This is a genomic window from Bordetella genomosp. 4 (assembly GCF_002261185.1).
GTDB lineage: Bacteria > Pseudomonadota > Gammaproteobacteria > Burkholderiales > Burkholderiaceae_B > Bordetella_A.
Genome location: NZ_NEVQ01000022.1, coordinates 673848 through 698055, shown reverse-complemented (window position 1 = coordinate 698055; position 24208 = coordinate 673848). Strand labels below are relative to the sequence as shown.

21 protein-coding genes and 1 tRNA gene are annotated in these 24208 nt (G+C 60.1%); 7 read left to right on the top strand and 15 right to left on the bottom strand.

Annotation, left to right across the window (positions count from 1 at the left end):
- Nucleotides 1-211: 211 nt before the first annotated feature.
- The 9 genes from CAL20_RS24465 to CAL20_RS24425 all read right to left on the bottom strand — a co-directional run bounded on the left by CAL20_RS24465 (nucleotide 212) and on the right by CAL20_RS24425 (nucleotide 10143).
- Nucleotides 212-1441: an MFS transporter gene (locus tag CAL20_RS24465; protein WP_094823691.1), complete on the bottom strand. Its 1230-nt coding sequence runs from the start codon at nucleotides 1439-1441 to the stop codon at nucleotides 212-214.
- A gap of 9 nt (nucleotides 1442-1450) precedes the next feature.
- On the bottom strand, nucleotides 1451-2356 hold the full coding sequence (locus CAL20_RS24460; protein ID WP_094839268.1) for an amidohydrolase family protein: 906 nt from the start codon (nucleotides 2354-2356) through the stop codon (nucleotides 1451-1453).
- A gap of 73 nt (nucleotides 2357-2429) precedes the next feature.
- Nucleotides 2430-3560 carry a M20 family metallopeptidase gene (locus CAL20_RS24455; protein WP_094823689.1) on the bottom strand — a complete coding sequence of 377 codons (1131 nt, stop codon included), beginning with the start codon at nucleotides 3558-3560 and terminating at the stop codon, nucleotides 2430-2432.
- A gap of 36 nt (nucleotides 3561-3596) precedes the next feature.
- Nucleotides 3597-4502, bottom strand: coding sequence for an alpha/beta hydrolase (locus CAL20_RS24450; RefSeq protein WP_094823688.1), 906 nt, complete (start codon nucleotides 4500-4502; stop codon nucleotides 3597-3599).
- Nucleotides 4503-4505: 3 nt separating this feature from the next.
- Complete coding sequence (locus CAL20_RS24445) at nucleotides 4506-5507, bottom strand: ABC transporter ATP-binding protein (RefSeq protein WP_094823687.1); 1002 nt, start codon at nucleotides 5505-5507, stop codon at nucleotides 4506-4508.
- Nucleotides 5504-6487, bottom strand: a complete 984-nt coding sequence (locus CAL20_RS24440; protein ID WP_094823686.1) for an ABC transporter ATP-binding protein — start codon at nucleotides 6485-6487, stop codon at nucleotides 5504-5506. The genes CAL20_RS24445 and CAL20_RS24440 overlap by 4 nt, the downstream gene beginning before the upstream one ends.
- The gene (locus CAL20_RS24435; RefSeq protein WP_094823685.1) at nucleotides 6487-7404 is read right to left on the bottom strand and encodes an ABC transporter permease; all 918 of its coding nucleotides are present in this window, start codon (nucleotides 7402-7404) and stop codon (nucleotides 6487-6489) included. The genes CAL20_RS24440 and CAL20_RS24435 overlap by 1 nt, the downstream gene beginning before the upstream one ends.
- A gap of 4 nt (nucleotides 7405-7408) precedes the next feature.
- Nucleotides 7409-8386, bottom strand: a complete 978-nt coding sequence (locus tag CAL20_RS24430) for an ABC transporter permease (RefSeq protein WP_094823684.1) — start codon at nucleotides 8384-8386, stop codon at nucleotides 7409-7411.
- Nucleotides 8387-8529: 143 nt separating this feature from the next.
- Nucleotides 8530-10143, bottom strand: a complete 1614-nt coding sequence (locus CAL20_RS24425) for an ABC transporter substrate-binding protein (protein ID WP_094823683.1) — start codon at nucleotides 10141-10143, stop codon at nucleotides 8530-8532.
- Between the two features lie 386 nt (nucleotides 10144-10529).
- Between CAL20_RS24425 and CAL20_RS24420 the strand changes: the two genes are divergently transcribed.
- Nucleotides 10530-11453 (top strand): LysR family transcriptional regulator, encoded by a 924-nt coding sequence (locus CAL20_RS24420; RefSeq protein ID WP_094823682.1) that lies wholly within the window; start codon nucleotides 10530-10532, stop codon nucleotides 11451-11453.
- Nucleotides 11454-11661: 208 nt separating this feature from the next.
- Here CAL20_RS24420 and CAL20_RS24415 read toward each other — a convergent pair whose 3' ends face one another.
- The 3 genes from CAL20_RS24415 to CAL20_RS24405 all read right to left on the bottom strand — a co-directional run bounded on the left by CAL20_RS24415 (nucleotide 11662) and on the right by CAL20_RS24405 (nucleotide 14996).
- Nucleotides 11662-13287 carry an ABC transporter substrate-binding protein gene (locus CAL20_RS24415; protein ID WP_094823681.1) on the bottom strand — a complete coding sequence of 542 codons (1626 nt, stop codon included), beginning with the start codon at nucleotides 13285-13287 and terminating at the stop codon, nucleotides 11662-11664.
- Nucleotides 13288-13766: 479 nt separating this feature from the next.
- Complete coding sequence (locus CAL20_RS24410) at nucleotides 13767-14000, bottom strand: hypothetical protein (protein ID WP_094823680.1); 234 nt, start codon at nucleotides 13998-14000, stop codon at nucleotides 13767-13769.
- 96 nt (nucleotides 14001-14096) lie between these two features.
- Nucleotides 14097-14996, bottom strand: coding sequence for an NAD(P)H-hydrate dehydratase (locus CAL20_RS24405; protein ID WP_094823679.1), 900 nt, complete (start codon nucleotides 14994-14996; stop codon nucleotides 14097-14099).
- A gap of 108 nt (nucleotides 14997-15104) precedes the next feature.
- Between CAL20_RS24405 and CAL20_RS24400 the strand changes: the two genes are divergently transcribed.
- Complete coding sequence (locus CAL20_RS24400; RefSeq protein ID WP_094823678.1) at nucleotides 15105-15938, top strand: enoyl-CoA hydratase/isomerase family protein; 834 nt, start codon at nucleotides 15105-15107, stop codon at nucleotides 15936-15938.
- A gap of 45 nt (nucleotides 15939-15983) precedes the next feature.
- On the opposite strand, the gene CAL20_RS24395 is transcribed toward CAL20_RS24400, so the two are convergent.
- Together CAL20_RS24395 and CAL20_RS24390 are read right to left on the bottom strand one after the other, a co-directional pair.
- Nucleotides 15984-16727: an enoyl-CoA hydratase-related protein gene (locus CAL20_RS24395; RefSeq protein WP_094823677.1), complete on the bottom strand. Its 744-nt coding sequence runs from the start codon at nucleotides 16725-16727 to the stop codon at nucleotides 15984-15986.
- A 15-nt stretch (nucleotides 16728-16742) separates the two neighbouring features.
- Nucleotides 16743-17738: an NAD(P)H-dependent flavin oxidoreductase gene (locus CAL20_RS24390; protein WP_094839267.1), complete on the bottom strand. Its 996-nt coding sequence runs from the start codon at nucleotides 17736-17738 to the stop codon at nucleotides 16743-16745.
- A gap of 157 nt (nucleotides 17739-17895) precedes the next feature.
- Here CAL20_RS24390 and CAL20_RS24385 point away from each other — a divergent pair, with 157 nt between their 5' ends.
- The 4 genes from CAL20_RS24385 to CAL20_RS24370 all read left to right on the top strand — a co-directional run bounded on the left by CAL20_RS24385 (nucleotide 17896) and on the right by CAL20_RS24370 (nucleotide 22745).
- Nucleotides 17896-18516 carry a TetR/AcrR family transcriptional regulator gene (locus CAL20_RS24385; RefSeq protein WP_094823675.1) on the top strand — a complete coding sequence of 207 codons (621 nt, stop codon included), beginning with the start codon at nucleotides 17896-17898 and terminating at the stop codon, nucleotides 18514-18516.
- A gap of 69 nt (nucleotides 18517-18585) precedes the next feature.
- Nucleotides 18586-19734, top strand: a complete 1149-nt coding sequence (locus tag CAL20_RS24380; protein ID WP_094823674.1) for an acyl-CoA dehydrogenase family protein — start codon at nucleotides 18586-18588, stop codon at nucleotides 19732-19734.
- A gap of 252 nt (nucleotides 19735-19986) precedes the next feature.
- Complete coding sequence (locus tag CAL20_RS24375; RefSeq protein WP_094823673.1) at nucleotides 19987-21207, top strand: CaiB/BaiF CoA transferase family protein; 1221 nt, start codon at nucleotides 19987-19989, stop codon at nucleotides 21205-21207.
- Nucleotides 21208-21218: 11 nt separating this feature from the next.
- Nucleotides 21219-22745, top strand: coding sequence for a 3-hydroxyacyl-CoA dehydrogenase (locus CAL20_RS24370; protein WP_094823672.1), 1527 nt, complete (start codon nucleotides 21219-21221; stop codon nucleotides 22743-22745).
- Between the two features lie 122 nt (nucleotides 22746-22867).
- Here CAL20_RS24370 and CAL20_RS24365 read toward each other — a convergent pair whose 3' ends face one another.
- A complete protein-coding gene (locus CAL20_RS24365) occupies nucleotides 22868-23800 on the bottom strand; it encodes a c-type cytochrome (RefSeq protein WP_094823671.1) in 933 nt (310 codons plus the stop codon).
- Nucleotides 23801-24013: 213 nt separating this feature from the next.
- Here CAL20_RS24365 and CAL20_RS24360 point away from each other — a divergent pair.
- Nucleotides 24014-24088: transfer RNA gene (locus CAL20_RS24360), tRNA-Arg, on the top strand.
- The last annotated feature ends 120 nt before the right edge of the window (nucleotides 24089-24208 follow it).

Sequence of the window (24208 nt, the reverse complement as noted above, 5' to 3'; positions counted from 1 at the left end):
ACGAGGTTGACAAAGCGGTGTCGGCCGCGCAGGCGGCCGACCGACTCCGTGAAGCGCCAACACGGTCACTGCCCCGCCTCGACGTCCAATAGCACTCGCTCCCCCGCCCCGCCCGCACCGCAACGCCCAGGAGAACCAAACTCCTCCACCAGCACCCCACCTAGACCAGAAAACCTGCCCTGTAAAAACCCGACTATTCAGAGCAAACCAATCACTCCAACACCCGCCCCTTGGTTTCAGGCAACAGCAATGCAGTCAATATCACGATGGCATACGCACCCGTGGCAAAGGCCCCGATAGCCCAGGCCAGACCATGGCTCTGGCTGAGAAAACCCACCAGGCTAGGAAACAGCGCGCCGATGCCACGGCCGAAGTTGTACGCGAACCCTTGGCCTGAAGCCCGTACCTCTGACGGAAATAGTTCCGTCAGATAAGCCCCAATGCCACTGAAAATCCCCGACGCGGCGAACCCCAGAGGAAAGCCCAGTATCAGCATCTGAGTATTGGTGAGCGGGACCAAGGTGTACACATAGACGCTCAGCGCGGATAACACCGAGAAGATCAGCAGATTGGCTCGGCGGCCGAGCTTATCCGCCATATAGGCACCCACGATGTAGCCCACAAACGACCCAACAATGATCACCATCAGATAGCCGCCGGTATTCAATACCGACAGTTGGCGTTCGGTTTTCAAAAAGGTTGGCAACCATGTCGTGATAGCGTAATAACCGCCTTGCACGCCCGTGCACAGGATCGCGGTCACGACGGTCGTTTTGAGCAGACTGGGCGAGAAAATAGTCCAGAATGAGGGACGGTCACCGGATGCTTGCGTTTTGGCTTGCGTACGCTGAAAGACTTCGGGCTCAGGCACGTGTTTTCGGATATACAGTACCAGGAAAGCAGGCAGCACGCCGATCCAGAACAAAGAGCGCCATGCCCATTCCGGAGGCAAGATCGAGAATGCCAAGGTGTACAAAATCGCGGCAGTTCCCCAACCAACCGCCCAACCGCTTTGCACAGTACCGACGGCTTTGCCGCGGTGTTGGGCACGGACAATTTCACCCATCAGCACCGAGCCTACCGCCCACTCTCCGCCAAAACCCAGACCTTGCAAGGCGCGCAGAACGAAGAGCTGTTCGAAGTTTTGCGCAAAGCCGATCGCAACCGTACATACCGAGAACCACAGGATCGTGATCTGCAGTACACGCACGCGGCCATATCGGTCAGCCAGAATTCCGGCCAACCAACCGCCTACTGCTGAAAACAGCAGTGTGACCGTACCGAGCATCCCCGCCTGGCCTTTGTCTATGCCCCACAACTGAATCAGGGTAGAGATGACAAACGTAAAGACCATGAAGTCCAGCGCATCGATGGCCCAACCACCGAATGCGCCAATGAAGGTCCGGCGTTCTGTTTGATTTAACTCTCTATACCATTGCATGGTTGTCTCTTAGAGGGAAGGGAAGCCGTAAAGGGCTTGGGGATTCGTGACCAGGATGCGATGCCGCGTTTGCGCGTCAGGCGCCCAGTCCGCGAGTTGATTGCGCAGCTTGCCCGTGTTGACCATGGGAGAGGTATGCACATGAAGCCAATCGCTGCCCCAGACCATGCGGTCGGGTGCAGCAGCGATCAAGGCCTGAGCCCACGGGATCACGTCGGTATAGTGATCGAACTGATTGCTGATACGGTATGAGCCCGATAGTTTTACCCACCAGCCATGATCCTGCACCATGTGCAGCAAGGCTTGGAATCCAGGGCTCTGCAGCCCTTCGGCGACAGGCATGTGTCCCATGTGGTCCACCACACCGGGCACCGGTAGTTTGCGCATGCGTGGCAGCAGCTCCGGCAGTTGGCGCGCGTCCATCAAGAACTGCATATGCCAGCCCAGATCCTTGATACGGTGCGCCAGCGTTTCCATCGCGTCAAACCCGATGCCGCCGCCAAACAGCACGTTGATGCGCAGGCCACGTACGCCAGCCTCGTGCATGTCCTGCAGTTCGCGATCGGTGATCGTCGGGGCGACAACGCCGATGCCACGTAAACGATCCGGATTGCGGCGCAGGACTTCCAGCATGTAGCGGTTGTCCGTGCCGTACACGCTGATTTGCACCAATACTCCGCGCGACATGCCATTGGTGTCCAGCATGGCTAGATACGAGCTTTCTGTTGCGGGGTGCGGCGTGTAGGTGCGTTCTGGCACCATGGGATACGCTATCGCGTCGTCAGCGACGACATGCGCGTGCGTATCGCAGGCACCGGGCGGGATGTCGAACCGTGCGGGCTCTTGTTGAGATAAGGGCAGGGGGGGCAGGCAGAACGGCACCTCTTGTTCGGGGTGCGCAGAGGGACTAGGCATACAACGTGTCTCCGGAAGTGGTGCTTGCGATATACCGGGGATACCGGATCACGCAAGCATCCGCACTACCGCGTCACGCCAGTTGACGCAGCAGCAATTCCCAGAATTTTACGCGCGTCTGCAGCGTTGAGATCAAGATGTGCTCATCCAGGGTATGGGCCCCGTTGCCGTCAGCGCCCAAGCCATCCAAGGTGGGCACACCCATTGCCGAGGTGAAATTGGCATCGCTGCCGCCACCGGTCATGGGCGCCTCCGCCAATTCAAAGCCCGCCTCGCGGGCGTAACCTTGCGCCATTTCCAGCAAGGCGACCGCAGCATCGCTACGCACCATGGGCGGACGGTTCAGTTCGACATCGATGTCCAGTTCCACATCGGGGCCGACCGCGCACAGATTGCGCATGCGGCGCAGTACGTCCTCGGCGGCACCCATATCGGGCACCCGGAAATCCACCACGCAGCGGCATTGTGCAGGGACCGTATTGGTCACCGTGCCGCCGGCGATAGTGCCTACGCTGACCGTGACGCCGCGTTCGTAGTCCGTCATGGCTTCCAGAGCCAACACTTGATGCGCCATTTCGCGAATCGCGCTGCGGCCTTTTTCATGTTGCATGCCCGCGTGGGCGGGGCGCCCCTTGACGTTCAGTCGCAGCATGCCGGTGCCTTTGCGCGCCGTGACGCAGCCGCCTCCGTTGGGACGCGCAGGCTCGCACACCAGGCCGTATTTGGCATTGGCGGCAAAGCGCTCAATCGACGCACGCGAGGCGTGGCTGCCGGTTTCCTCGTCGGGCACCATCAGAAAATCCACGGGCAATTGTGTGGAGCCTGGCTTCACCAAATTCGATAAAGCCGTCAGCGCCAGATAAATGCCGCCCTTCATGTCATAGCTGCCGGGGCCATACAGACGGTCGCCTTCGATACGGCAAGGGTTCTCTTGCAGTGTGCCGATCGGATGTACCGTGTCCAGGTGCGCCAATACGAGAATGCCTTTGCGGGTATCGCCGGCTACGCGGTTTGTGGCATACAGCAAGGGGCCAGTATCAGCGCCCAGCGACGTCACCTCCACGGCCAGACCGGCAGCGCGTGCCTGAGCCTCGACCAACGCCGCCATCTTGGTCACGCCCTCGGGCGAGTTCGAGGGCGACTCGCAGCGCACCCACGATTGGATGCCGGCGACCAGGGCTTCAGTAGACGGGAGGGCGGACATATCGGTATTCCAGATAAATGATGAATGACAAGAAACTCAAGCCACGTGCTGGCCGGCCAGCTTGGCCAATTCTGCCTCGCTGGGCAGCTTGCCTTCGAACCACAGGCTGGCGCAGGCGGCCGACATGGCCCGGCCGTCGTGGCCTATGCCGGGGACGACTTGCAGGGTCCAGTTAAACGGCACACCGCGACGCGCCGCCTCGCGTTGACCCGCCTCGAAATAGTGATGCGCGCGGGCAAAACGATGCGGCCCCTGGCGTAACGCGGGCGGTTCCGACGGTAGATTGGGGTCGTTGGTGCTGATGTCTTGATCGCCCGCCAGAATCGTCATCGGATAGGCCAGCAGACGCACCAGGTGATCTTCGGTCAGGCCTACGCCGTCCAGCCCCTCAGGAAAGCGATGTTCGAACGTAGGCAGGGTGTACCAGCCGGGATTGCCGGCGGCGACGGCGCAGAATGGCGCATGGGATTGGCTGCTCATCAGACGATGCACAAACTGACCCCCCGCGGAATGACCGAATAAATGGGCTTGCTCTACCTCGGTGATGCCGGCGGCACGCAGGTCGGCAAAGACCTTGCCGATCAATGCGTAGGTCCAGCCATCCACATGGCGCGGGTTGCCGCCCGGACTGAATACGCGGCCATTGTTGTAGCTCTCTACGCCGGGCCAGATATCGTTGGAAAACGTCGGCGCCACAATCAGAACATTGTGCTTGTCGGCCGCGGGAATCCAGAAATCACGATAATCGTCGCCATTGCGCAGCACGCCATGCTGCACGATCACGACGGGCCGATCGGGCGTATAGCCATAGGGCCGATAGGTTTGCAATGTGAATGGACGATCGGCATTGCGATCGTCATCGACGTAGACAAAGGCATTACGGCCGGCATGGCCGAGTTCCAACCCAATACGATCGACATTGGTGAGTTCTGCTTTCATGATGGCTCAGGCGTTCAAGTGGCAGGCCGACCAATGGCCCGGTGCGATTTCTTTGAGTTCGGGGACGGCCTCGCGGCAGCGTGCTGTGGCATGCGGGCAGCGCGGGTGAAAAGTACAGCCCGATGGGGGATTCAATGGCGACGGGATCTCGCCCTGAATCGGCGTGAACTTACGGCCGCGGCGACCGACGTCGGGTACCTCGGCCAACAGCGCTTGGGTATACGGATGGTTCGCACGCGCAAAGATCTCGGATGCCGGGGCGCGTTCGACGATTTTGCCCAAATACATGATGGCGACGCGGTCCGAGATGTGTTTGACCACGCCCAAATCATGGCTGATGAACAGATAGGTAAAGCTGTGCTGTTCACGCAGTTCCATGAACAGATTGATGACTTGAGCTTGAATCGACACGTCCAGCGCAGCAACCGGTTCGTCGCATACCAGGAACTTGGGCGATACCATCAGTGCGCGTGCGATCCCGACGCGCTGGCGTTGTCCTCCGGAAATCTGATGGGGAAAACGGTCGCGATATTCGCGATCCAGCCCGACTTCAGACAAGGCACGGTCAATGCGTTCGGGAATGTCGGCGGCTGGCGCAAGCTTGTGCACTTTCAATGCCTCGCCCAAAATCTGCCGCAGGCGTTGACGCGGATTCAGCGAGGCTTGCGGGTCTTGGAAAATCATCTGCACGCCCAGCGTATAGGCCAAGCGTTCGGCGCCACGCAGCGTAGCCGTGGACTGACCTTGGTACAGCAATTCTCCTTCCGTTTGCCGATGCAATCCGGCTACGACCCGGCCCAGCGTGGATTTGCCACAGCCGGACTCACCGACTAGGCCAAGCACTTCGCCGCGCTGGATCGACAGGTCGACGCCGTTGACGGCATGAACAGTGCGGCGATCGATGGGTTTGCCGGTCAGCGCGAGGATGCGCTGGGCCAGATCGGGATGTTGCTCGAAACGCTTATGGACGTTGCGTAGCTCGATAACAGGCGTGTCTTGCGGGGTCATGCGGAAGCGGTCTCGATGGCAATCGGGGCGTAGCAGCGGTAGCTGCGCGGGCCTTCTTGCAGGATGGAAGGAGCTTGTTCAGCGCAACGCGTCACGGCGCGCGTGCAGCGCGGACGGAAAGCACAGCCCACGGGCCGGCCCGCGAGGCTGGGCGCCATGCCGTCGATCTGATGCAGCCGTTGGCCTGGAGCGGTATTCGCTGGCATGGAATCAAGCAGCCCCTTGGTATAGGGGTGACGCGGCGCATCCAACACCTGATTGACTGGACCGGCCTCGACGATGCGGCCTGCGTACATCACGGCCACCTGATCGGCCAGCTCGGCGACCACGCCCAGATCGTGAGTAATCCAGATCAGCGCCGTATCGTACTGGCGACAGATTTCCTGCATGCGATACAGGATTTGTCCCTGAATAGTCACGTCCAGCGCGGTAGTCGGCTCGTCGCAAATAATCAGATCGGGGCGATTCAACATGGCGATGGCAATCGCCACGCGCTGGCGCATGCCGCCGGAAAATTCGTGCGGGTAGCTGTCCAGACGTTTTTCAGGCGAAGGAATACCCACCATTTCCAGGGCTTCGCGGCAGCGTTCGCGCGCCTGGGCTGCGGGTATGTTTTCGTGCGTCAGGATGGCTTCCATCATTTGTTCGCCAACGCGCAAGACCGGGTTCAGCGTCATCAACGGATCTTGAAAGATCATCGCGATGCGGTTGCCGCGCAGGCGCCGCATGCTTTCCTCGTCGAGTTTGCGCAGGTCTTGGCCTTGGAACAGAATCTCGCCGGAGACAATTTCCCCGGGCGGATCAATCAGACCCAGCAAGGAAAACCCCGTGACGGATTTACCAGAACCGGATTCGCCGACCAGACCCAGAATCTCGCCGCGGCGCACGGTCAGGTCTACCCCATCGACGGCCGGCCACGCGCCGGCTTCGGTATGAAATGCGGTGCGCAGGCCGCGCACCTGTAAGATGATGTCGTTCATTAGCGGCGCGGGTCCAGGGCTTCGCGCAGGCGGTCGCCCACGATGTTGATGGTCAGGATCAGCAGCAATAGCGCGACCCCCGGGAACATGCTGATCCAGTAATCGCCCGACAGCAGATACTGAAAGCCGTTGGCGATCAGCAAACCCAGCGAAGGTTCGGTGATCGGCACTCCGACGCCCAGAAAGGACAAGGTGGCTTCCAATGCGATCGCAGTCGCGATTTGAATCGTGGCGAACACCATCACCGGCCCGATACAGTTGGGCAGCAGATGGAACACCATGATGCGCCATGCGGGAAAGCCCAGATTTGCGGCTGCCTCGACGTATTCCTTGCGCCGTTCCTGCAATGCGCGGCCGCGCATGATGCGGGCATAGTGCGCCCACTGCACGACGACCAACGCCAGGATGACCTTGTCGACGCCGCGGCCCATCATCGCCAGCAATACCAGCGCGACCAGAATCGTGGGAAACCCCAGGATAAAGTCGACGATCCGCATGATCAATGTGTCGACAAAACCGCCAACGTAGGCTGCGATCAATCCGGCCATGCTACCGATGGCCGTCGACAGCGCGACGGCCGACAAGCCCACCATCAGGCTGATGCGTAGACCATACAGGATGGCGCTCAACATATCGCGGCCCTGATCGTCAGTGCCCAGCAAATAAACCATGCCGTCCATCGAAGTCGAGCGCGGTGCGAGGCGGCCGTCCAGCAGATTCAGATTGGCCAGATCGTAGGGGTTTTGCGGCGCAAAATAGGGCGCCACCAACACCACGATCATCAGGATGGCCAGCGCAATGATCGAGCCTGTGACAGTGGGGCGGCCGCGCAGTTTTTTCAGAATGGCGGCGCGGCGCGGCGTGTCTTCCAGCGGCTGGATAGTGCGCATGCGAGCGTTTTGAGTAGGATGAGCCATAGCGTTAATGCGAAGGAGCAACGAGTTGCACACGCGGGTCGAGCGCGGCATACAAGATATCGACAACAAAATTGACGATCACAAAGATCAGCGTGACGAGCATCACATAGGCCACGACGACAGGGCGATCCAGCTGGTACACGCTGTCGATCAAGAGCTTGCCCATGCCGGGCCACGCGAACACGGTTTCGGTGATGGTGGAATAGGCGATCAGGCTGCCGAACTCCATGCCTACCACCGTCACGACAGGAATCAGGATATTGCGCAGAATGTGCCGGCGCACAATGCGCCCCGGCTTCACGCCTTTGGCGCGCGCAAACTTTACGTATTCCTGGGTCTGCGCCTCGGCCACGCCGGTGGCGGTCAGGCGTAGAACCAATGCGATGTTGGCGAGCGCCAGGTTGATGGCGGGCATGATCACATGCGACCAGCCATCAGCGGTCAATATCGACAGCGGCACGCCCAGCACACTGACTGTCTCGCCGCGTCCCGATGCCGGCAGCCATCCTAGCCAGACGGCAAACAACAGGATCAGCATCATGCCCTGCCAGAAGTTGGGCAGCGAAAAACCCAGCACCGATGTGGCCATGATGCCGCGCCCCAATGGCCGATCTCGGTACAGGCCCGCAACCAGGCCCAGCGGGATGCCGATAATACAGGTCAGGGTAATGGCGACCACCACCAGCTCAAATGTGGCCGGCATACGCTGCACGATCAGCTCGATCGCGGGGATCCCGTGCACGAAAGACGTGCCCAGGTCACCGTGCAGCGCACGTTCCAGAAAGGTGAAGTATTGCTGCCAGATGGGCTGGTCGAGCCCCAGGCGGGCAATGGTGGCGGCGCGTGCTTCCACCGTGGCTTCGGGGCTGACCAGCAATTCGATCGGATCCCCCACGGCATACACCGCGAAAAACACCACGACCGACACGGCCAGCAGGACAAACAGGCTTTGAATCAACCTGCGGAGGGTAAACAGAACCACGTTAGGCGTTCCTTACGACTTGCAAAAAAAGTCCTCATGTCGAGCCATTGATTGGCTCGCCTCATGAGGCACGGCGCGGCGGGAGAAATGTCTCACGCTGCGCCGTGGGCTTACCGTGCCAGAGGGCGTTGTTACAAACAACCTTATGGGACGGATTTCACTGACGAAGCGAGAGTGTACTGGTCTGCGCGCCCTTCGTAGGTCAACCCCTTGCGAAATGCCCAGATGCTGCTCTCGAAATGCAGGGGAATGCTGGGCAGATCGGCCAGTGTCAGTGTCAGGGCCTGCTGCAACAGTTTTTCACGTTGCGCGTCGTCTACCGTGGTGACGGCCTGGCGGAATATCTGGTCCAGTTCCGGATTCGAATAGCGGCCGTAGTTGCTGGTACCCATGCCCAACTCGGGCGCGAACGAAGTCACCCAGTACTGCAGAAACGACGAGGCTTCGCCGGTCTCAGATGACCAGCCTCCCATCGAAAAACTGAACTCCCGCTTGGCGCGCCTCGGGAAATACACCGAGCGGGTCATGGCGTCGACATGTGTCTTGATGCCTATGCGCGATAGATATTGCGCTACGGCCTGGGTGATCTGGCCATCGTTGATGTAGCGATCATTGGTCGATGACAACGTGAGTTCGAAACCGTTGGGATATCCTGCTTCGGCCAGCAGTTTTTTCGCCCCCGCGGGATCGTAGGTCAGTTGTGGGGGATGGGGCAGCGTTCCAAACATCCCGTCAGGCAAGAACTGATTGGCCGGCATGGCCATCCCGTCCATGATTCGGTCGACAATGGTCTTGCGGTCGATCGCCATGCTGATAGCCCGCCGCACGCGGGCATCTTGCAGGGGATTCTTGCCGTTATCGGCTTTCACGAACGGACTGTTATCGCGGCCGACATCTGCCTGGAAATACACCACGCGCACCGACGGCGTGACGACATAGCCAAAGCCCGGCGTGTTCTTGATACGTTGTACGTCACGAGCAGCAGGGCTTTCGACGACATCGAAATCACCGGCCAACAAGCCCGTCAAGCGGGGACCGGCGTTCGGTACAGGCACAAACTTCACGGTGCGCCACCCGGGCTTTTGGCCCCAGTAATCCTCGTTGCGTTCGAGTTCGATCCCGCTGCCTTTCACGTACGATTTGAGCTTGTACGGGCCCGTGCCAACGGCATGTTTGCCATTATTGAAATCCGCGACCCGGGGCCAGCCACCGCTGACGCCGCATTTTTTCTCCAGATCGAATGTGATGGAGCCGTGTTCTGCGATGCCATTCCATATGATGCCCATCCGCGTGAGATCGTTGGGCAACAGAGGATACGGTTTTCGCGTTTTGATGATCAGCGTATTAGCATCCGGCGTCTGAACATCGGCGAATTTCTGCACGACGGCTTCATACGAACCCGCGATCGACTCTTCGTTATTCATGGCGCGGCAGAACGTGAAAATCACATCCTGCGGCGTCAGCGGCTGACCGTTCGAAAACTTGACGTCTTTCTGCAGCTTGAATTCCCACGTGGTGTCGTCCAGCGTTTTCCAGGAGGCAGCCAAGCCGGGAATCAAGCTCATCTTGGCATCCTGGGCCACCAAGGTCTCGAAAATCTGCGACGCCATGGCGTTGTTCGGCGTGGCTTGGTGATAGTGCGGATCCATGGCAGTTGGCTCCGAGGCCAATGCAATGGTCAGGGATTGGGCGTGAGTGCCGGCAGCCAGGCCGAGCAGTGCAGTCAGGGTGGCCAAGCGGAGACGAGAGACGATCATAGTGTGTTCTCTGAGGCGGGGTTCTTGGGCGAATGCAAAGCGGGAGACACAAGGATCAGGCGCCTGCAAGGCGGCTACACATGAAGTAGGGGAATACCGGGCCGAGCACGAGTCGCGGGCCCACGTATCGAGCGGTTTAGGTCAAAGCCATGTGCCGGACGCAATGGCCGGTTTCGTGCCACGATCACCGTTTTTCCCCCGGGGAAAGGCCGCTGGCCTGAGGCTCGTGCGGCGCTGATTTTTATCTGCAGGCTGATTCTAGGAGCCTGCCAGCTTTCTCGACAATTAGAATATTTGCCACAGCGTTTGCTTTTTTGGCAAGGCTGTCGGGACAATACGGGCAGTCATAGCGCGCTGATCCCGACCTTCGCGCAAAGGTTAAGCACATGCACGGCATCGCATTGAAGTATTTTGTGGCAGTTGCCCAAGCAGGCAGTCTGAGCGGCGCGTCCAAACAGTTGCACGTCGCAGTTTCGGCCATCAGCCGCCAAATCGCCAGCTTGGAAGAAGAAGTCGGCTCCCCGCTATTTGACCGGGCGCCGCGCGGCATGGTCTTGAGCGAGGCCGGTAGGCTTCTGCTGGCTCATGCACGCCGGACGCAATTAGAGGCAGACGAAGTGCTACGGCAGATCGCAGGGTTGCAAGGCGCGCCGCACGACGAAATCCGGGTTGGGGCATCCGAGGGCCCTGCCCAGGGGTTTCTGCCCGTCGCGATGGTCGATTTTCGAAAGCAATATCCACGCACGCGTTTCGCTCTGCATGTCGTGACTCCGCCCGAGGCCATGCGCGCCATTGCCAACGGCGATATCGATGTCTCGGTATCCTTCAACGTCGAGCCCGCCCAAGGGGTGCAGGTACTGCACTCCTGGCGGGCCCCCGTCTACGCCGTCATGGCCGCGAATCATCCCTTGGCGGCACGCAGCCAACTGCATTTGGAGGAGGTATTGGCCTATCCCTTGGCGTTGACCGACGATAAAAGCACGGCGAGGCGTCTTTTGAACCGCACATGTGCCCTGGAGGCCATGCCTTTGCACGCCGCTCTGGTATCGAACTACTCACCAGCACTGCATGGTTTCGTACGGCATTCCAACGCCGTGATGTTTGCTGGATATATCTCCGTGGCTTGGCGATTGGTTCAGGATGGACTGGTCGCTCGTCCCGTTGTCAGCGCCGAGCTGCAATCGCGTAATTTGCAGATCCAGACCATGGAGGGCCGCTTATTGCCGATAGGGGTGGCGCGTTTCATCGACCACCTGAAAGCGCGCATCGATGCACTGGAGTCAACGTTGGAGTCATCGCCGGGAAGCTGATGCGGCGGTGTTGCTCTCGGGATAATTCGGCGATAAAGCCCAACGAAAACTCCGCGCCGCGGGCGTGCTGTGGACTGTCTTTCGGGGTGTTTTATCCAGGGGGTGTCCCGGCGATAAAAAACCCCTCAAAACCGGATCGGAATCCCATTTTGAGGGGTGGATGCGCGATTGCTCGCGCACTCGGCCGCGTTATGCGGCCAGCTCAGACTTACTTGCCCTTTGCCGAATGCACCGACATGGCCAGTGTGTACTGATCACGGCGGCCTTCATAGCTCAAGCCTTTGCGGAATGCCCAGATGCTGCTTTCAAAGTGCAGCGGGATCAGCGGCAGCGTGTCCAGCGCGATTTGCGTGGATTGCTGCAGCAGTTGCTTGCGCTTTTCCGGGTCGATCGTGACGATAGCCTGTTCATAGACTTTGTCGAAATCGGGATTCGAATAGCCACCGTAGTTGCTGGTTCCCAGGCTGCGGTTCGAGTCCAGCGAAGCGACCCACAATTGGAACAGCGCCGAGGCCTCGCCCGTTTCCGCCGGCCAGCCGCCCATCGCAAAACTGAACTCACGCTTGGCGCGCTTGGGGAAATAAATCGAAGCCGTCATGGCGTCGACATGCGCCTTGATCCCGATGCGCGACAGATATTGCGCCACGGCTTGCGTAACCTGAGCATCATTCACATAACGGTTGTTCGTGGATGACAACGTCAGTTCAAAACCATTCGGGTAGCCGGCTTCCGCCAGGAGTTTCTTGGCGCCTTCCGGGTCGTACTTGATTTCGGGGGCTTTGGGCAGGGCGCCAAACATGCCATCGGGCATGAATTGGTACGCCGGGGTAGCCAGCCCGTCCATAATGCGCTGATTGATGGTCTTGCGGTCGATCGCCATATTGATTGCCTGGCGCACGCGCAGATCTTGCAGCGGGTTCTTGCCATCGGCGCTCTTGACGAAGGGGCTGGGGTTGCGACCCACATCGGGCTGGAAAAACACCAGGCGCGTGGACGGAGTAGCGATAAAGCCAAAATTGCTGTTGTCTTTCAAACGCGGCAGATCTCGTGCGGCCGGATTCTCGATGACATCGAAATCACCCGAGAGCAAGCCGGTCAGGCGCGGACCCGCGTTCGGCACGGGGACGAACTTCACCGTTTTCCATTCAGGCTTCGTGCCCCAATAGTTTTCGTTGCGTTCCAGCTCGATGCCGGTGCCCTTGACGTAGGACTTCAAGGTGTACGGGCCGGTGCCAATGGCATCTTTGCCATTATTGAAATCCGCCACTGTCGGCCACGGACCGGTCACGCCGCAGCCTTCTTTCGGTGCAAATTTCAGCGGACCGTGTTCCACGATGCCGTTCCAGATGATTGGCAGTTGCCGGGCCAATTCGGCCGGCATCAGGGGAAAGGGCTCCGCCGTCTTCAGAATGACGGTGTGCTCGTCGGGTGTCTGTACGTCCGTCAGCAGCTTGGTGACCGTCATGTACGACTGCGAGATATTGGTTTCGTTATTCAGCGTACGGCAGACCGAAAACAGCACGTCTTGCGACGTAAAGGGCTGGCCATTAGAGAACTTCACGCCCTCGCGCAGCTTCAGTTCCCAGGTCAGATCGTCCAGGTTTTTCCACGATGTCGCCAGACCGGGGATCAGCTCCATGTCGGCGTTGCGATTGATCAGCGAGTCATAGACGTGGGCAGCGAACGCATCGTTCTGGGTCTGTTTGTGATAGTGCGGATCGGCAGAGGTGGGCTCAGACGACAGCGCGATCGTCAGCGACTGGGCCAGGACAGTCGGCGCGGCAGCAAGGCTGGCGCTCGCGGCCAGCAAGGCCAGGGAAGTACGCAATTTCATTGGGGCTCCGAATCGGCAAATGACTGCGCCACGATCGGCAGGGGGCCGAAAGTCGTAATCAATCATTGCAAGGGGGCGATTATCGGAAGCGATTTCGTGCGTTGTCAATGCGCACAGTCCGCTATTGCCGGACCGGGTTTCCGGGATCGTGACCAAAAAGCCCCCGCGCCGCGCATTCGGCCGGCTGCCCCCAAGGGGGCGTTTTTGTTGTGGGGCGGCCCAACAAAAATAAAGGCGCCGCGCCCCGCTTCGGGGTGCGGCGCCTCGGGGCGCATCGTGTGATACCGCGGACATTGCCGGACTGCTACCGGGCTGCCTCAGTGCAAAGAACAGTGTTCAGCGGACTGCATCGCCACATCATCATGGCACGCGTGCGAAAGTCTTTGCGAGGCGACAGGCAAAGCCAGCGGAAATCGCCGCAAACGGGCAAGACTTTGCCGCCGACCTCTTTCAGAGGCGGGCGGCAAGTTGCCCGCGGATTACCACTGCGAACCGGTGTAGTGGGCGCTGGCGGCGCGGGCGCGGTTCATGGCGTCGTGCACGTCAGCTACGTAGTCGGCAAAGGCGCCGGCAGCGCGGGCGATCGCAGCACCAGCTTGCTTGAGCAGGGCTTGCGGTTGGATGTTCTGTTGGCTTTCCATTGCGCCACGGAGCAGGTCGCGCTCGAGGGCATCGGTCAGGCGGGCATTTTGGTTCAGGGTCAGTTCGCTCATGGTATTTCTCCAGTCCGTTTCGTCATGGGGTAAACCATTATAGGGATAACCCTAAGTGCAATGCAACATAAACCTGTGGATAAGTTGTAACTCCCTCTAACCGTGGTGGTTTCGCAACTGCCGCGCGGCGTCCGCCAGTTCTCCCGCTGTCAGTCCTATGGGGCCCAGCCCGCCAGAAACCAGTGCGTCGGCCGCGGCCCCATGCAGCCAGACCGCGCCCGGAATTGCTTGATCCAGCATGATGCCCTGCGCAATCAGGCTCCCCATCATGCCCGCCAGGACGTCCCCTGTTCCTGCCGTTGCTAAACCCGGATTACCACTGCGATTGACCCAGCATCGGCCGTCCGGCCGGCAAACGAGCGTGCCGGCCCCTTTCAGGACGACCCAGGCTTGATGCCGCTGCGCCAAGGCGCGAGCCGCATGTTGACGATTGGCCTGAATTTCCCGGCTGGTGCAATTCAACAGCCGGGCCGCCTCCGCGGGGTGGGGAGTCAGGATCACCGTACCGGGTCCCCACGGAGGTAATAACCCTCCGGCTAGGAGATTGAGCCCGTCGGCATCCAACACCAAGGGCGTATTGCTGCGCAGCGCGAATAACCTGTTAAGGGTGTTCAACGCCTGCGTACCTGTTCCAAGGCCGCAGCCCGCTACCCAGGCGTCCACCGGAAGAGCGGCCTGGAAAAGCGAGGCTGCATCGCGCAGCATCAACTCCGGCTGAAGCAAGTCGCATGGGATCGGGCAATCTGCTTGAGCAAACCCGATCAGTACCTTGCCCGCTCCGGTTTTCAGCGCCGAACGTCCGGCCAGTAACGCTGCTCCCACCATCCCCGGGCCGCCCCCGATGATCGCCACGGTGCCAAATGTGCCTTTGTGAGCGTCGGCAGGGCGCGCCGCAAACAAGGAGGGCAAATCCTCGGGACGGATCTGGGTAGGCTCGCCCTCGGTCGCCGGCAGAACGGGCGCACGTGGAGAGATATCGGTCTGGTGATCGGGCATAGTCAGGCGGCATTCGCTCGGTTGAACTCCCGCTTGCTGCCCGAAAGCAGCGGCGGGCGACTATCCACTATAGTGCCCGGAAAGCATTCACATCGCACGGAGGAGATCATGTCCGATACATCGCTTGCACATTACGCGCGTTACCAATCCCTGAAACTGCGCCGCCATCCGCAGGGAGTTCTGGAAATCATCATGGGTGCCCGAGGCGGCGTGCCGGGAAAGCTGTCCACGGCCGATGAGCATCTGCATAGAGAGTTGGCCGATATCTGGCGCGATGTGGATACAGACCCGGACACCCGGGTCGTGGTGCTTCGCGGCGAAGGCAAGGGCTTTTCCGGCGGTGGGGATTTGGAGTTGGTCGAGCAGATGGCCGACGATTTTCAGGTGCGGTCCCGCGTCTGGCGCGAGGCACGCGATCTGGTCTACAACGTGATCAACTGCAACAAGCCTATCGTATCCGCCATGCACGGCGCGGCCGTAGGCGCGGGCTTGGTGGCAGGGCTGTTGGCCGATATTTCCATCGCCGCTCGTGACGCCCGCATCATTGACGGGCACACCCGGCTCGGGGTGGCCGCCGGCGATCATGCTGCCATAGTCTGGCCGCTGCTCTGCGGCATGGCCAAGTCCAAGTATTACTTATTATTGTGCGAAACCGTCAGCGGCGAGGAGGCCGAACGCATCGGCCTTGTCTCGCTCTGTGTGGACGAAGCAGAGCTTATTGCAAAGGCTTTCGAAGTCGCAGGCAAATTGGCCAACGGCTCTCAAACCGCTATCCGTTGGACCAAATATGCGCTGAACAACTGGTTGCGCATGGCGGGGCCCAGTTTCGACGCCTCGCTGGCATTGGAATTCATGGGTTTTGCCGGGCCAGACGTGCGCGAGGGCATACAGTCCTTGCGCGAGCGCCGTCCCCCGAATTTCAGCCCGGACGCGCCGTTCTGAGCGGCGCAGGCGGGGACGGAACAAGGGCGCGCCGGCCTGACTTCATCAGCGTTTATTCAAAAAGCGCGCGAAAGCGTCTTGCGCTTCTTGGGTCTTCAGGCGTGCCCGAAACTGCGTCGCTTCAAATTCCAGCGTTTCCGTAATGGCTGCGCGATCGGCACGCTTGAGCATGCTCTTGGTCAGGCGCAGCGCTTCGCGCGGTTGCGCCGCCAGCGCCGCCGCGACTTGTTTTGCCATTGCCAATGTCTCGCCCGGTTCGGTGACCGTGGTCGCCAGCCCGGCATCCTGCGCCTCGTCGGCGCTGAATGCCTTGCCCTGAAGCAGCCATTGCGCGGCCTTGCGTGCTCCGGCCAGACGCGGCAGCAACAGACTGGAAGCGCCTTCGGGGCACAAACCGAGCGCGACGAAAGGAATCCGCAGGGTGGCATTGCGGGCAACATAGACAAAATCGCAATGCTGCAGCAGCGTCACGCCGATGCCGATGGCATAACCTTCCACCGCCGCGATGACTGGCACATCCGTGGCGATCAGGGCACGCAGAAAGGTCATCCCGGCACTGTCGCCTTCGGGGCGGCCGGCCTGAAAATCATGCAAATCATTGCCGGCGGTGAAATGTTCGCCCGCTCCTGACAAGATGATGGCGGACAGGCTCGAATCCTCGGAGGCGTGACGCAATTGCTCCGCCAACGCATGGTAAGTCGCGATATCCAACGCATTCCGGCGCGCCGGCCGATTGATTGTCAGTTGCAGCACAGCGCCGTCGCGTTGGACGATCAGACTATCTTGCATGGTGTCGATCCTCCGTTACTCGGCCAAGGCTTTGCCCGCCAAACGGCGCTGGCTTTGCTGGTATTCCTGTCGCAGCGTGGCTACGATCTCGGCTGCTGGACGCACGCTGTCTATGCCGCCTACTCCTTGCCCTGCGCCCCAAATATCTTTCCAAGGTTTGACCCGCGTCGATCCAAAATTGGACGCGCCGGCATCGGGGGCGGGCAGGTTGGCCGGATCCAATCCCGCTGCCGCGATGCTGGCCTTCAGGTAGTTGCCGGGTATGCCGGTAAAGAACGGCGTATACAAAATATCCGATGCACTAGCGTCCACGATGGCCTGTTTATACGCCTCCGAGGCGTTGGCTTCTGCGCTCGCGATAAATCGCGTTCCCATATAGGCAAAGTCGGCCCCCATCGCCAATGCGCCCAATATCCCCGCGCCCGAGGTGATCGCGCCTGACAAAATAACCGGGCCGTCATAAATACGCCGCACTTCGGACAAGAGGGCAAACGGACTGAGCGTGCCCGCATGGCCGCCTGCGCCCGCGCATACCAGAATCAGGCCATCGACCCCGGCCTCCAGCGCTTTCTCGGCATGGCGCAGCGTCGTCACGTCATGGAAAACTTTTCCTCCCCACGCGTGAATCCCGGCGACCAGATCCCCGGGCGCCCGCAGGCTGGTGATGATAAATGGCACGCGATGCTTACCGCAGCTCTGCAGATCATGTTCCAGCCTGTCATTGGACTGGTGAATGATCTGATTCACCGCAAACGGCGCAACCGCCGCCGACGGATGGGCCTGTCGGTAATCGGCCAGGGCCGCCTGCACTTCGGACAGCCAGTCGTCCAGCAGGGTCTGGGGGCGGGCATTCAGTGCAGGAAAGGATCCCATCACGCCGCTCGTACACTGCGCCACCACCAATTTGGGATTCGACACAATAAACATGGGCGAGCAGATGACCGGCAACGTCATCTGCGCATAGAGCTGATTGACCAGAGAACTGGGCTGGGCTTGGTCGCGTGCGTTCATGGTGGATGAAACGTAGTGGTTGAAAGAAGGGAGGACACCTGCTTATAATTACCTACCGGCTGTCCGGTAATTAATTATCTTTCATTTAACGGCATGCGCCGCAGGCCTGTCAATGCAGGTTTATCGGTGTAGCCACCTGTGTCAAATTCAGGTCGTCATGTCCACTAGCCCGCTTGCCGCAAAACGACCCCGTGCGGGCCGGCCGCCCACGATAGCCGCTCCTCGGGAGCGCATCCTGGAAGAGGCCGCCCGGCTATTCGCCCGTTGCGGCTACGAGAGCAGCTCGATTGCCGATCTGGCCGCCGCTATCGGCGTGTCCAAGGCTGCCATTTACCACTACTACACCACCAAACAAGACATCTACGACGCCATCATTCTGGATGTACTTGCGGGCCTGACTGCCTCCGTGTCGCAAGCCGTCTCCCAGGTCACGGCAGCGCCTGAGCGTTTACGCCAATTCATGGTGGCTCACGCCCGCTATTTTGAAAATCACCACGCCCAGTTCGTCACCATGCTGATTGGTTATTCCGGGATGGCCATCACTGAGCGCGAGGATGCTGCTCGCCTGCGCGATGGGTACGAACGGCTGCTGCGCCAGATCATCTCCGATGGCATAGCCCGTGGCGAATTCCGTTCTTTAGACGTCGCTGCTACCGGCCGTGCGGTGCTCTCCATGCTGAATTGGATGGCGCGCTGGTATCAGCCCGGCGGTGCGCAGACTGCGGAGGCGATCGTCGCCGGCTATTTCGATTTGTTGAGTGGGGGGATGAATGCGTAACAACCGCCAGCCTCGCGCTCAGCAGACGACTTTTTCTTCCTTATTCTCTTTGCATTCACAGACCCCATCATGGCTCTCGATACTGAAACCCTGAACTTGTTGCTGGACGCGGTCCGCCGCTTCGTGACCGATCGGCTCGTTCCCGCCGAAGACGCGTTGGCGCATAGTGGCGAGATTCCCGACGACATCGTCGCCGAGATGCGCGATCTGGGTCTGTTTGGCTTGTCCATCGCTCCCGAATACGGCGGCCTGGGTCTGACCATGGAAGAAGAAGTCCGCGTTGTATTCGAGCTCGGCCAGACCTCGCCCGCTTTTCGCTCCCTGGCCGGCACCAATATCGGTATCGGCTCACAATCCATCGTGCTGGCCGGTACCGACGAGCAGCGCAGCCATTACTTGCCCAAGCTGGCTAGCGGCGAATTGATCGGCTCTTTTGCGCTGACCGAGCCCGATGCAGGTTCTGACGCGATATCGTTGCGCACAACTGCCGTGCGCGATGGCGATCATTACGTTTTGAATGGCACCAAGCGCTTCATTACCAATGCCCCTATCGCCGGCTTATTTTCCGTGATGGCTCGCACCGCACCAGAACGCAAGGCCTCATCTATCTCGTGCTTTCTGGTCGATGCCGGCACCCCGGGCGTGACCTTGGGCAAGCCAGACAAGAAAATGGGCCAAGCAGGCGCGTTGACCTGCGATGTGATCTTCGATAATTGCCGTGTTCCTGCCTCGGCCTTGTTGGGGGGCGAAGAGGGCAATGGTTTCCGCACCGCGATGCGTGTGCTCGATAAAGGCCGCCTGCATATCTCCGCGCTGTGCGTCGGTATCGCCGAGCGTTTGATCCGCGATGCCGTCCAATATGCCACGCAGCGCAAGCAGTTCGGTCAGCCCATTTCCGAGTTCCAACTCATTCAGGCCATGATTGCCGACAGTCAGGCCGAGCTGTACGCTGCACGCTGCATGGTCCTGGATGCCGCACGCAAGCGCGACCGGGGCGAGAACACCACGCTGGAGGCCGCATGCTGCAAGCTCTATGTCACCGAAATGGTTGGCCGTGTCGCTGACCGCGCGGTACAGATCCACGGCGGCGCGGGTTATATCTCCGAATACGCCGTCGAGCGTTTCTATCGTGACGTGCGTCTGTTCCGTATCTTTGAAGGAACGTCGCAAATCCAGCAGCTGGTCATTGCACGCGAAACGATCAAGGCTTATTCGTAATGCTATGGCGTGATGCGCGGAGCGCGGCGGGACGATGCATGCGACAGCGCGCAGTGTGTCTATTGCAGCATCAGATACGCTACGCATCTGACCGCGCCGCGTGCATCCGTACTGGAATGCGCCTCATGTGCGAAATACGCACAAGAACGTGCGGAAAACAGAATACGCCTGGACCGCGGCAGGGGCTAATATCCAAAGGCTTTACCCTCTGACCGCTTGATCACGCAGCTACTGCATTTACCTATCGCTCACATGTCACAACGACCCGCTCCCCTGACCGGCATTCGCGTTCTGGATCTGACTCGCGTCTTGGCCGGCCCCTGGTGCACTCAGAATCTCGCCGATCTGGGCGCCGAAGTCATCAAAATCGAACGTCCGGGCTCGGGTGACGATACCCGCGCCTGGGGTCCGCCCTACTTGAAAGACGCCGACGGTGCGGACACCACCGAAGCCGCCTATTACCTGAGCGCCAATCGGAACAAGTATTCGGTGGCGCTGGATATCGCATCGCCGCGCGGCGCCGAATTAGTGCGTCAACTGGCTCGCCAGAGCGACATCCTGGTCGAAAACTTCAAGGTCGGCGGCCTGCGTAAATATGGCCTGGACTACGAGAGCCTGAAGTCCGAGAATCCCGCGCTGATCTACTGCTCGATTACCGGCTTTGGCCAGACCGGCCCCTACGCCAGCCGCCCGGGTTATGACTTCATGATTCAGGGCATGGGCGGTTTGATGAGTATCACCGGCGAGCGCGATGATCTGCCTGGCGGCGGTCCGCAGAAAGCCGGTGTTGCCGTTGCCGATTTGATGACCGGCATGTATTCGACCGTCGGCATTCTGGCCGCCTTGCATGAGCGTAGCCGCAGTGGCTTGGGCCAGCACATCGACATGGCACTTCTGGATTGCCAAGTCGCCATGATGGCTAATCAAAACCTGAACTTCATGACCTCGGGCAAGGCCCCGCAGCGTGCCGGCAATGCGCACCAGAACCTGGTGCCTTATCAGGTCTTCGCTGCGGCCGATGGCCATTTGATCGTGGCCGTGGGCAACGATAGCCAGTTCCGCAACTATTGCCGTGTCATTGGCACCCCCGAGTTGGCCGAGGATCCGCGCTTTGCCACCAATCCGCAGCGCGTGAAAAATCGCGAAGCCCTGGTGCCGTTGCTCAGCGCGCGTATGGCAACAGGCAAACGCGACCATTGGCTGACTGAGCTGGAGTCCGCCGGCGTTCCTGCCGGCCCCATCAACACGCTGGATCAGGTGTACGAGGATCCTCAGGTGCAAGCTCGCCAAATGCGGCGCGAGCTGCCCCATCCTACGGCTGGCGTGGCTCCCATTGCCGCCAGTCCCTTGAAATTCTCGGATAGCCCTGTGCAATATCGCCGTCCTGCGCCCTTGCTGGGCGAGCACACTGAGCAAGTGCTCTCAGAGCGGCTGGGCCTGTCCAAAGCAGAAATCCAGGCACTAAAAACATAGGAGTAGACACGATGACAACCGATATTCAAACCATCGCCGTGGTTGGCGCTGGCGCCATGGGCCGAGGCATTGCGCAAATCGCTGCGCAGGCAGGCGTGCTAGTTCGCTTGTACGACACGAGCGCAGATGCTGTGGCCGCCGCGCGCGAATCCCTGCGTCAGTTGTGGGACAAGCTCGTGCAAAAAGGCAAGCTCAGTCCCGAGCAAGCCGAAGCGGCATTGGCACGCATCGTGCCCGCGGCCAGCTTGCAAGATCTGGCAGACACGCAACTTGTCATCGAGGCGATCGTCGAGCGCTTGGATATCAAGCGTGATCTGTTCTCTCAACTCGAAGCCATCGTCAGCGCTGACTGCATCCTTGCGTCCAACACTTCGTCGTTGTCGATCACCGCGATTGCCGCGGCGTGCAAGCATCCCGAACGCGTAGCGGGTTTTCATTTCTTCAACCCCGTCGCATTGATGAAGGTCGTCGAAGTCATCGACGGCTTGCGCAGCGATCCGGCAGCAGGCGATGCCCTGGCCGCTTTGGCGCGTCGCATGGGCCATACGCCTGTGCGTGCCAAGGACATGCCCGGCTTTATCGTCAACCACGCGGGCCGTGGGATGAACATCGAGGGTTTGCGCGTCGCACAGGAAAACGTCGCACCCTTTGCACAGATCGACGCCATCATGCGCGAACAGGCAGGTTTCCGGATGGGGCCTTTCGAGCTGATGGATCTGACTGCCCTGGACGTCTCGCATCCGGTGATGGAGTCCATCTATCGCCAGTTCTTTGATGAGCCGCGCTTCCGGCCGTCGCCCATTACCGCCGTGCGTCTGGCAGGCGGCCTCATCGGCCGCAAAGCCGGCGAAGGTTTTTACGCCTATCCAGATGGTCAAAAACAGGTCCCGGCCGAGCCACCCGTGCCAGCGGCCCAGGCAAGCCTGCAAGTCTGGATCAGCGCCGAGCATGCCGAGGGGCACGCACGCGCTCGCGCCTTGCTGCAAAGCCTGAATGCCAATATCGTCGAGTCTGCCGAGCCACCCGCTCAGGCCTTGATCATCGTGACGCCGTTCGGTGAAGACGTCTCCACCAGCGTTTACCAACAGCAATTGGACGCGGCCCGCACCGTAGGCCTGGACACACTGCATCCCTTGGAAAGCGGCAAACGCCGTACGCTGATGCTGTCGCCTGCCACCCAGGCGAATTGGCGTGACGCTGCGCATGCCTTGCTGGCCAGTGATGGCGCACCCGTCAGTGTCATTCAAGACTCCCCGGGTTTCGTCGCGCAACGCATCGTGGCCGCTATTGTGAACGTGGCTGCCGAGATTGCCCAACAAGGCATTGCGACACCGGCCGATATCGATCGTGCCGTGACGTTGGGTCTGGGCTATCCGGCGGGCCCGCTCGCCATGGGCGATGCCTTGGGCGGCGAGCGCATACTCGAAATTCTGCGTAATCTGCAGCGCGTCACGGGCGACATGCGTTACCGTCCCAGCCTGTGGCTGCAACGCCGCGTGCAATTAGGGTTGTCGTTACTGACCGAAGCAACCGCGTAACTCGCTGTGAAACGAGGCGTCTCTATCAGGCGCCTCGTTGCCTCGTCGCGAACCGGCTGACTCTCAATGGCGTGATAGTGATACCGGGGAGTGTCAGCCCTCAATGCTGCTTATTTACTGTTTTACTTAGCAGCATTGACCATATATTCGACGGCGGCCCGGATATCGTCTTCCGAGGCGTTTGCCGCTCCGCCCTTTGGAGGCATGGCGCCCTTGCCCTGCATGGCGACCTTTACCATCGCGTCGACGCCTGTCTTGATATAAGGCTCCCAGGCCGCTTTGTCGCCGAACTTGGGTGCACCGGCGATCCCAGCGCCATGGCAGGCGAAACAGGTGCTTTTATAGAGTTTTTCCCCTGCCGGATTGACGGCGGCCTGCGCTTGCTGAGGGGCTGGCGCGGCAGCAGCGGCGGGCGCAGGGGGCGGGGCAGAAGCATTGCTGGCAGCAGGGGCCGGGCTCGGCGCTGCTGCGGCAGGAGCCGCCGGAGCTGCAGCCGCGGACGCAGCGGCTGGCTGCGAGCCTGCTGCCGATGTGCCCGCTTGCTCAGGGGCCGCCGGTTCTTCAAGCGAGGCGCCGGATTGGTTCGCCATGTACACCACGGCGCGGGCCACTTCGTAATCGCTTAACGCGGGGTTGCCGCCTTTTGCGGGCATGGCGCCTTTGCCATGCAAGGCGACGTTCAGCATGCTGTCGTAGCCGCTCTGGATAAACGGCGCCCAGGCCGCTTTATCTCCGAGTTTTGGTGCGCCAGCCACACCCGCGGTGTGACAGGCCGTACAGACAGCTTGAAAGACCTGCTCTCCGGTTTTGAAAACCTTGGGCGCATTGGCGTCGACCAGCTCGAAACCTGATACCGGGGCAATGCGCTTATTAATGGAGTCTGTGGTTAATGTGTCAGAGCCCGCACCTACCTTAGTGCCCGACGTGACCATATTCACGAGCAAAATAATGATGAGGATGGGGAGGACAAAAGCCAGCACGACCGTGACGATCAGCTGTTTGGGGGTCTTGATGGGCGAGGCGTGTTCTTCGTTGTGTTCCTGCTCGTTGCTCATAACCTATATCCTGCAAATCGGGTACCGGGGCGCCTAATGGCGGCAACAGACGACGAATCAACTACTACGCAAGGAGTGGTCGCAAAGCAAGACCCACCCCGCATGCAAACGCCCGATTATATAACGCATGTGAAGCAAAAACAGGGACGGCAGGACATTCCCCATGTCGCATCGCCGCAAGAAGCAAAAACTTAGGTACAATACCGCCTCTTTGCGCCCGTAGTTCAATGGATAGAATGAGAGTTTCCGAAGCTCTTGATACAGGTTCGATTCCTGTCGGGCGCGCCATAGAATCAACGGCTTAGATTGCGTTTGTGTCCGCGGTATGCCCAACGCGCCGTGTTGTTTGCGCGTAACGCTCGACGACGCTTCGCAGCGTGTCTGGACGATTCAGCCCCTTACCCGCTC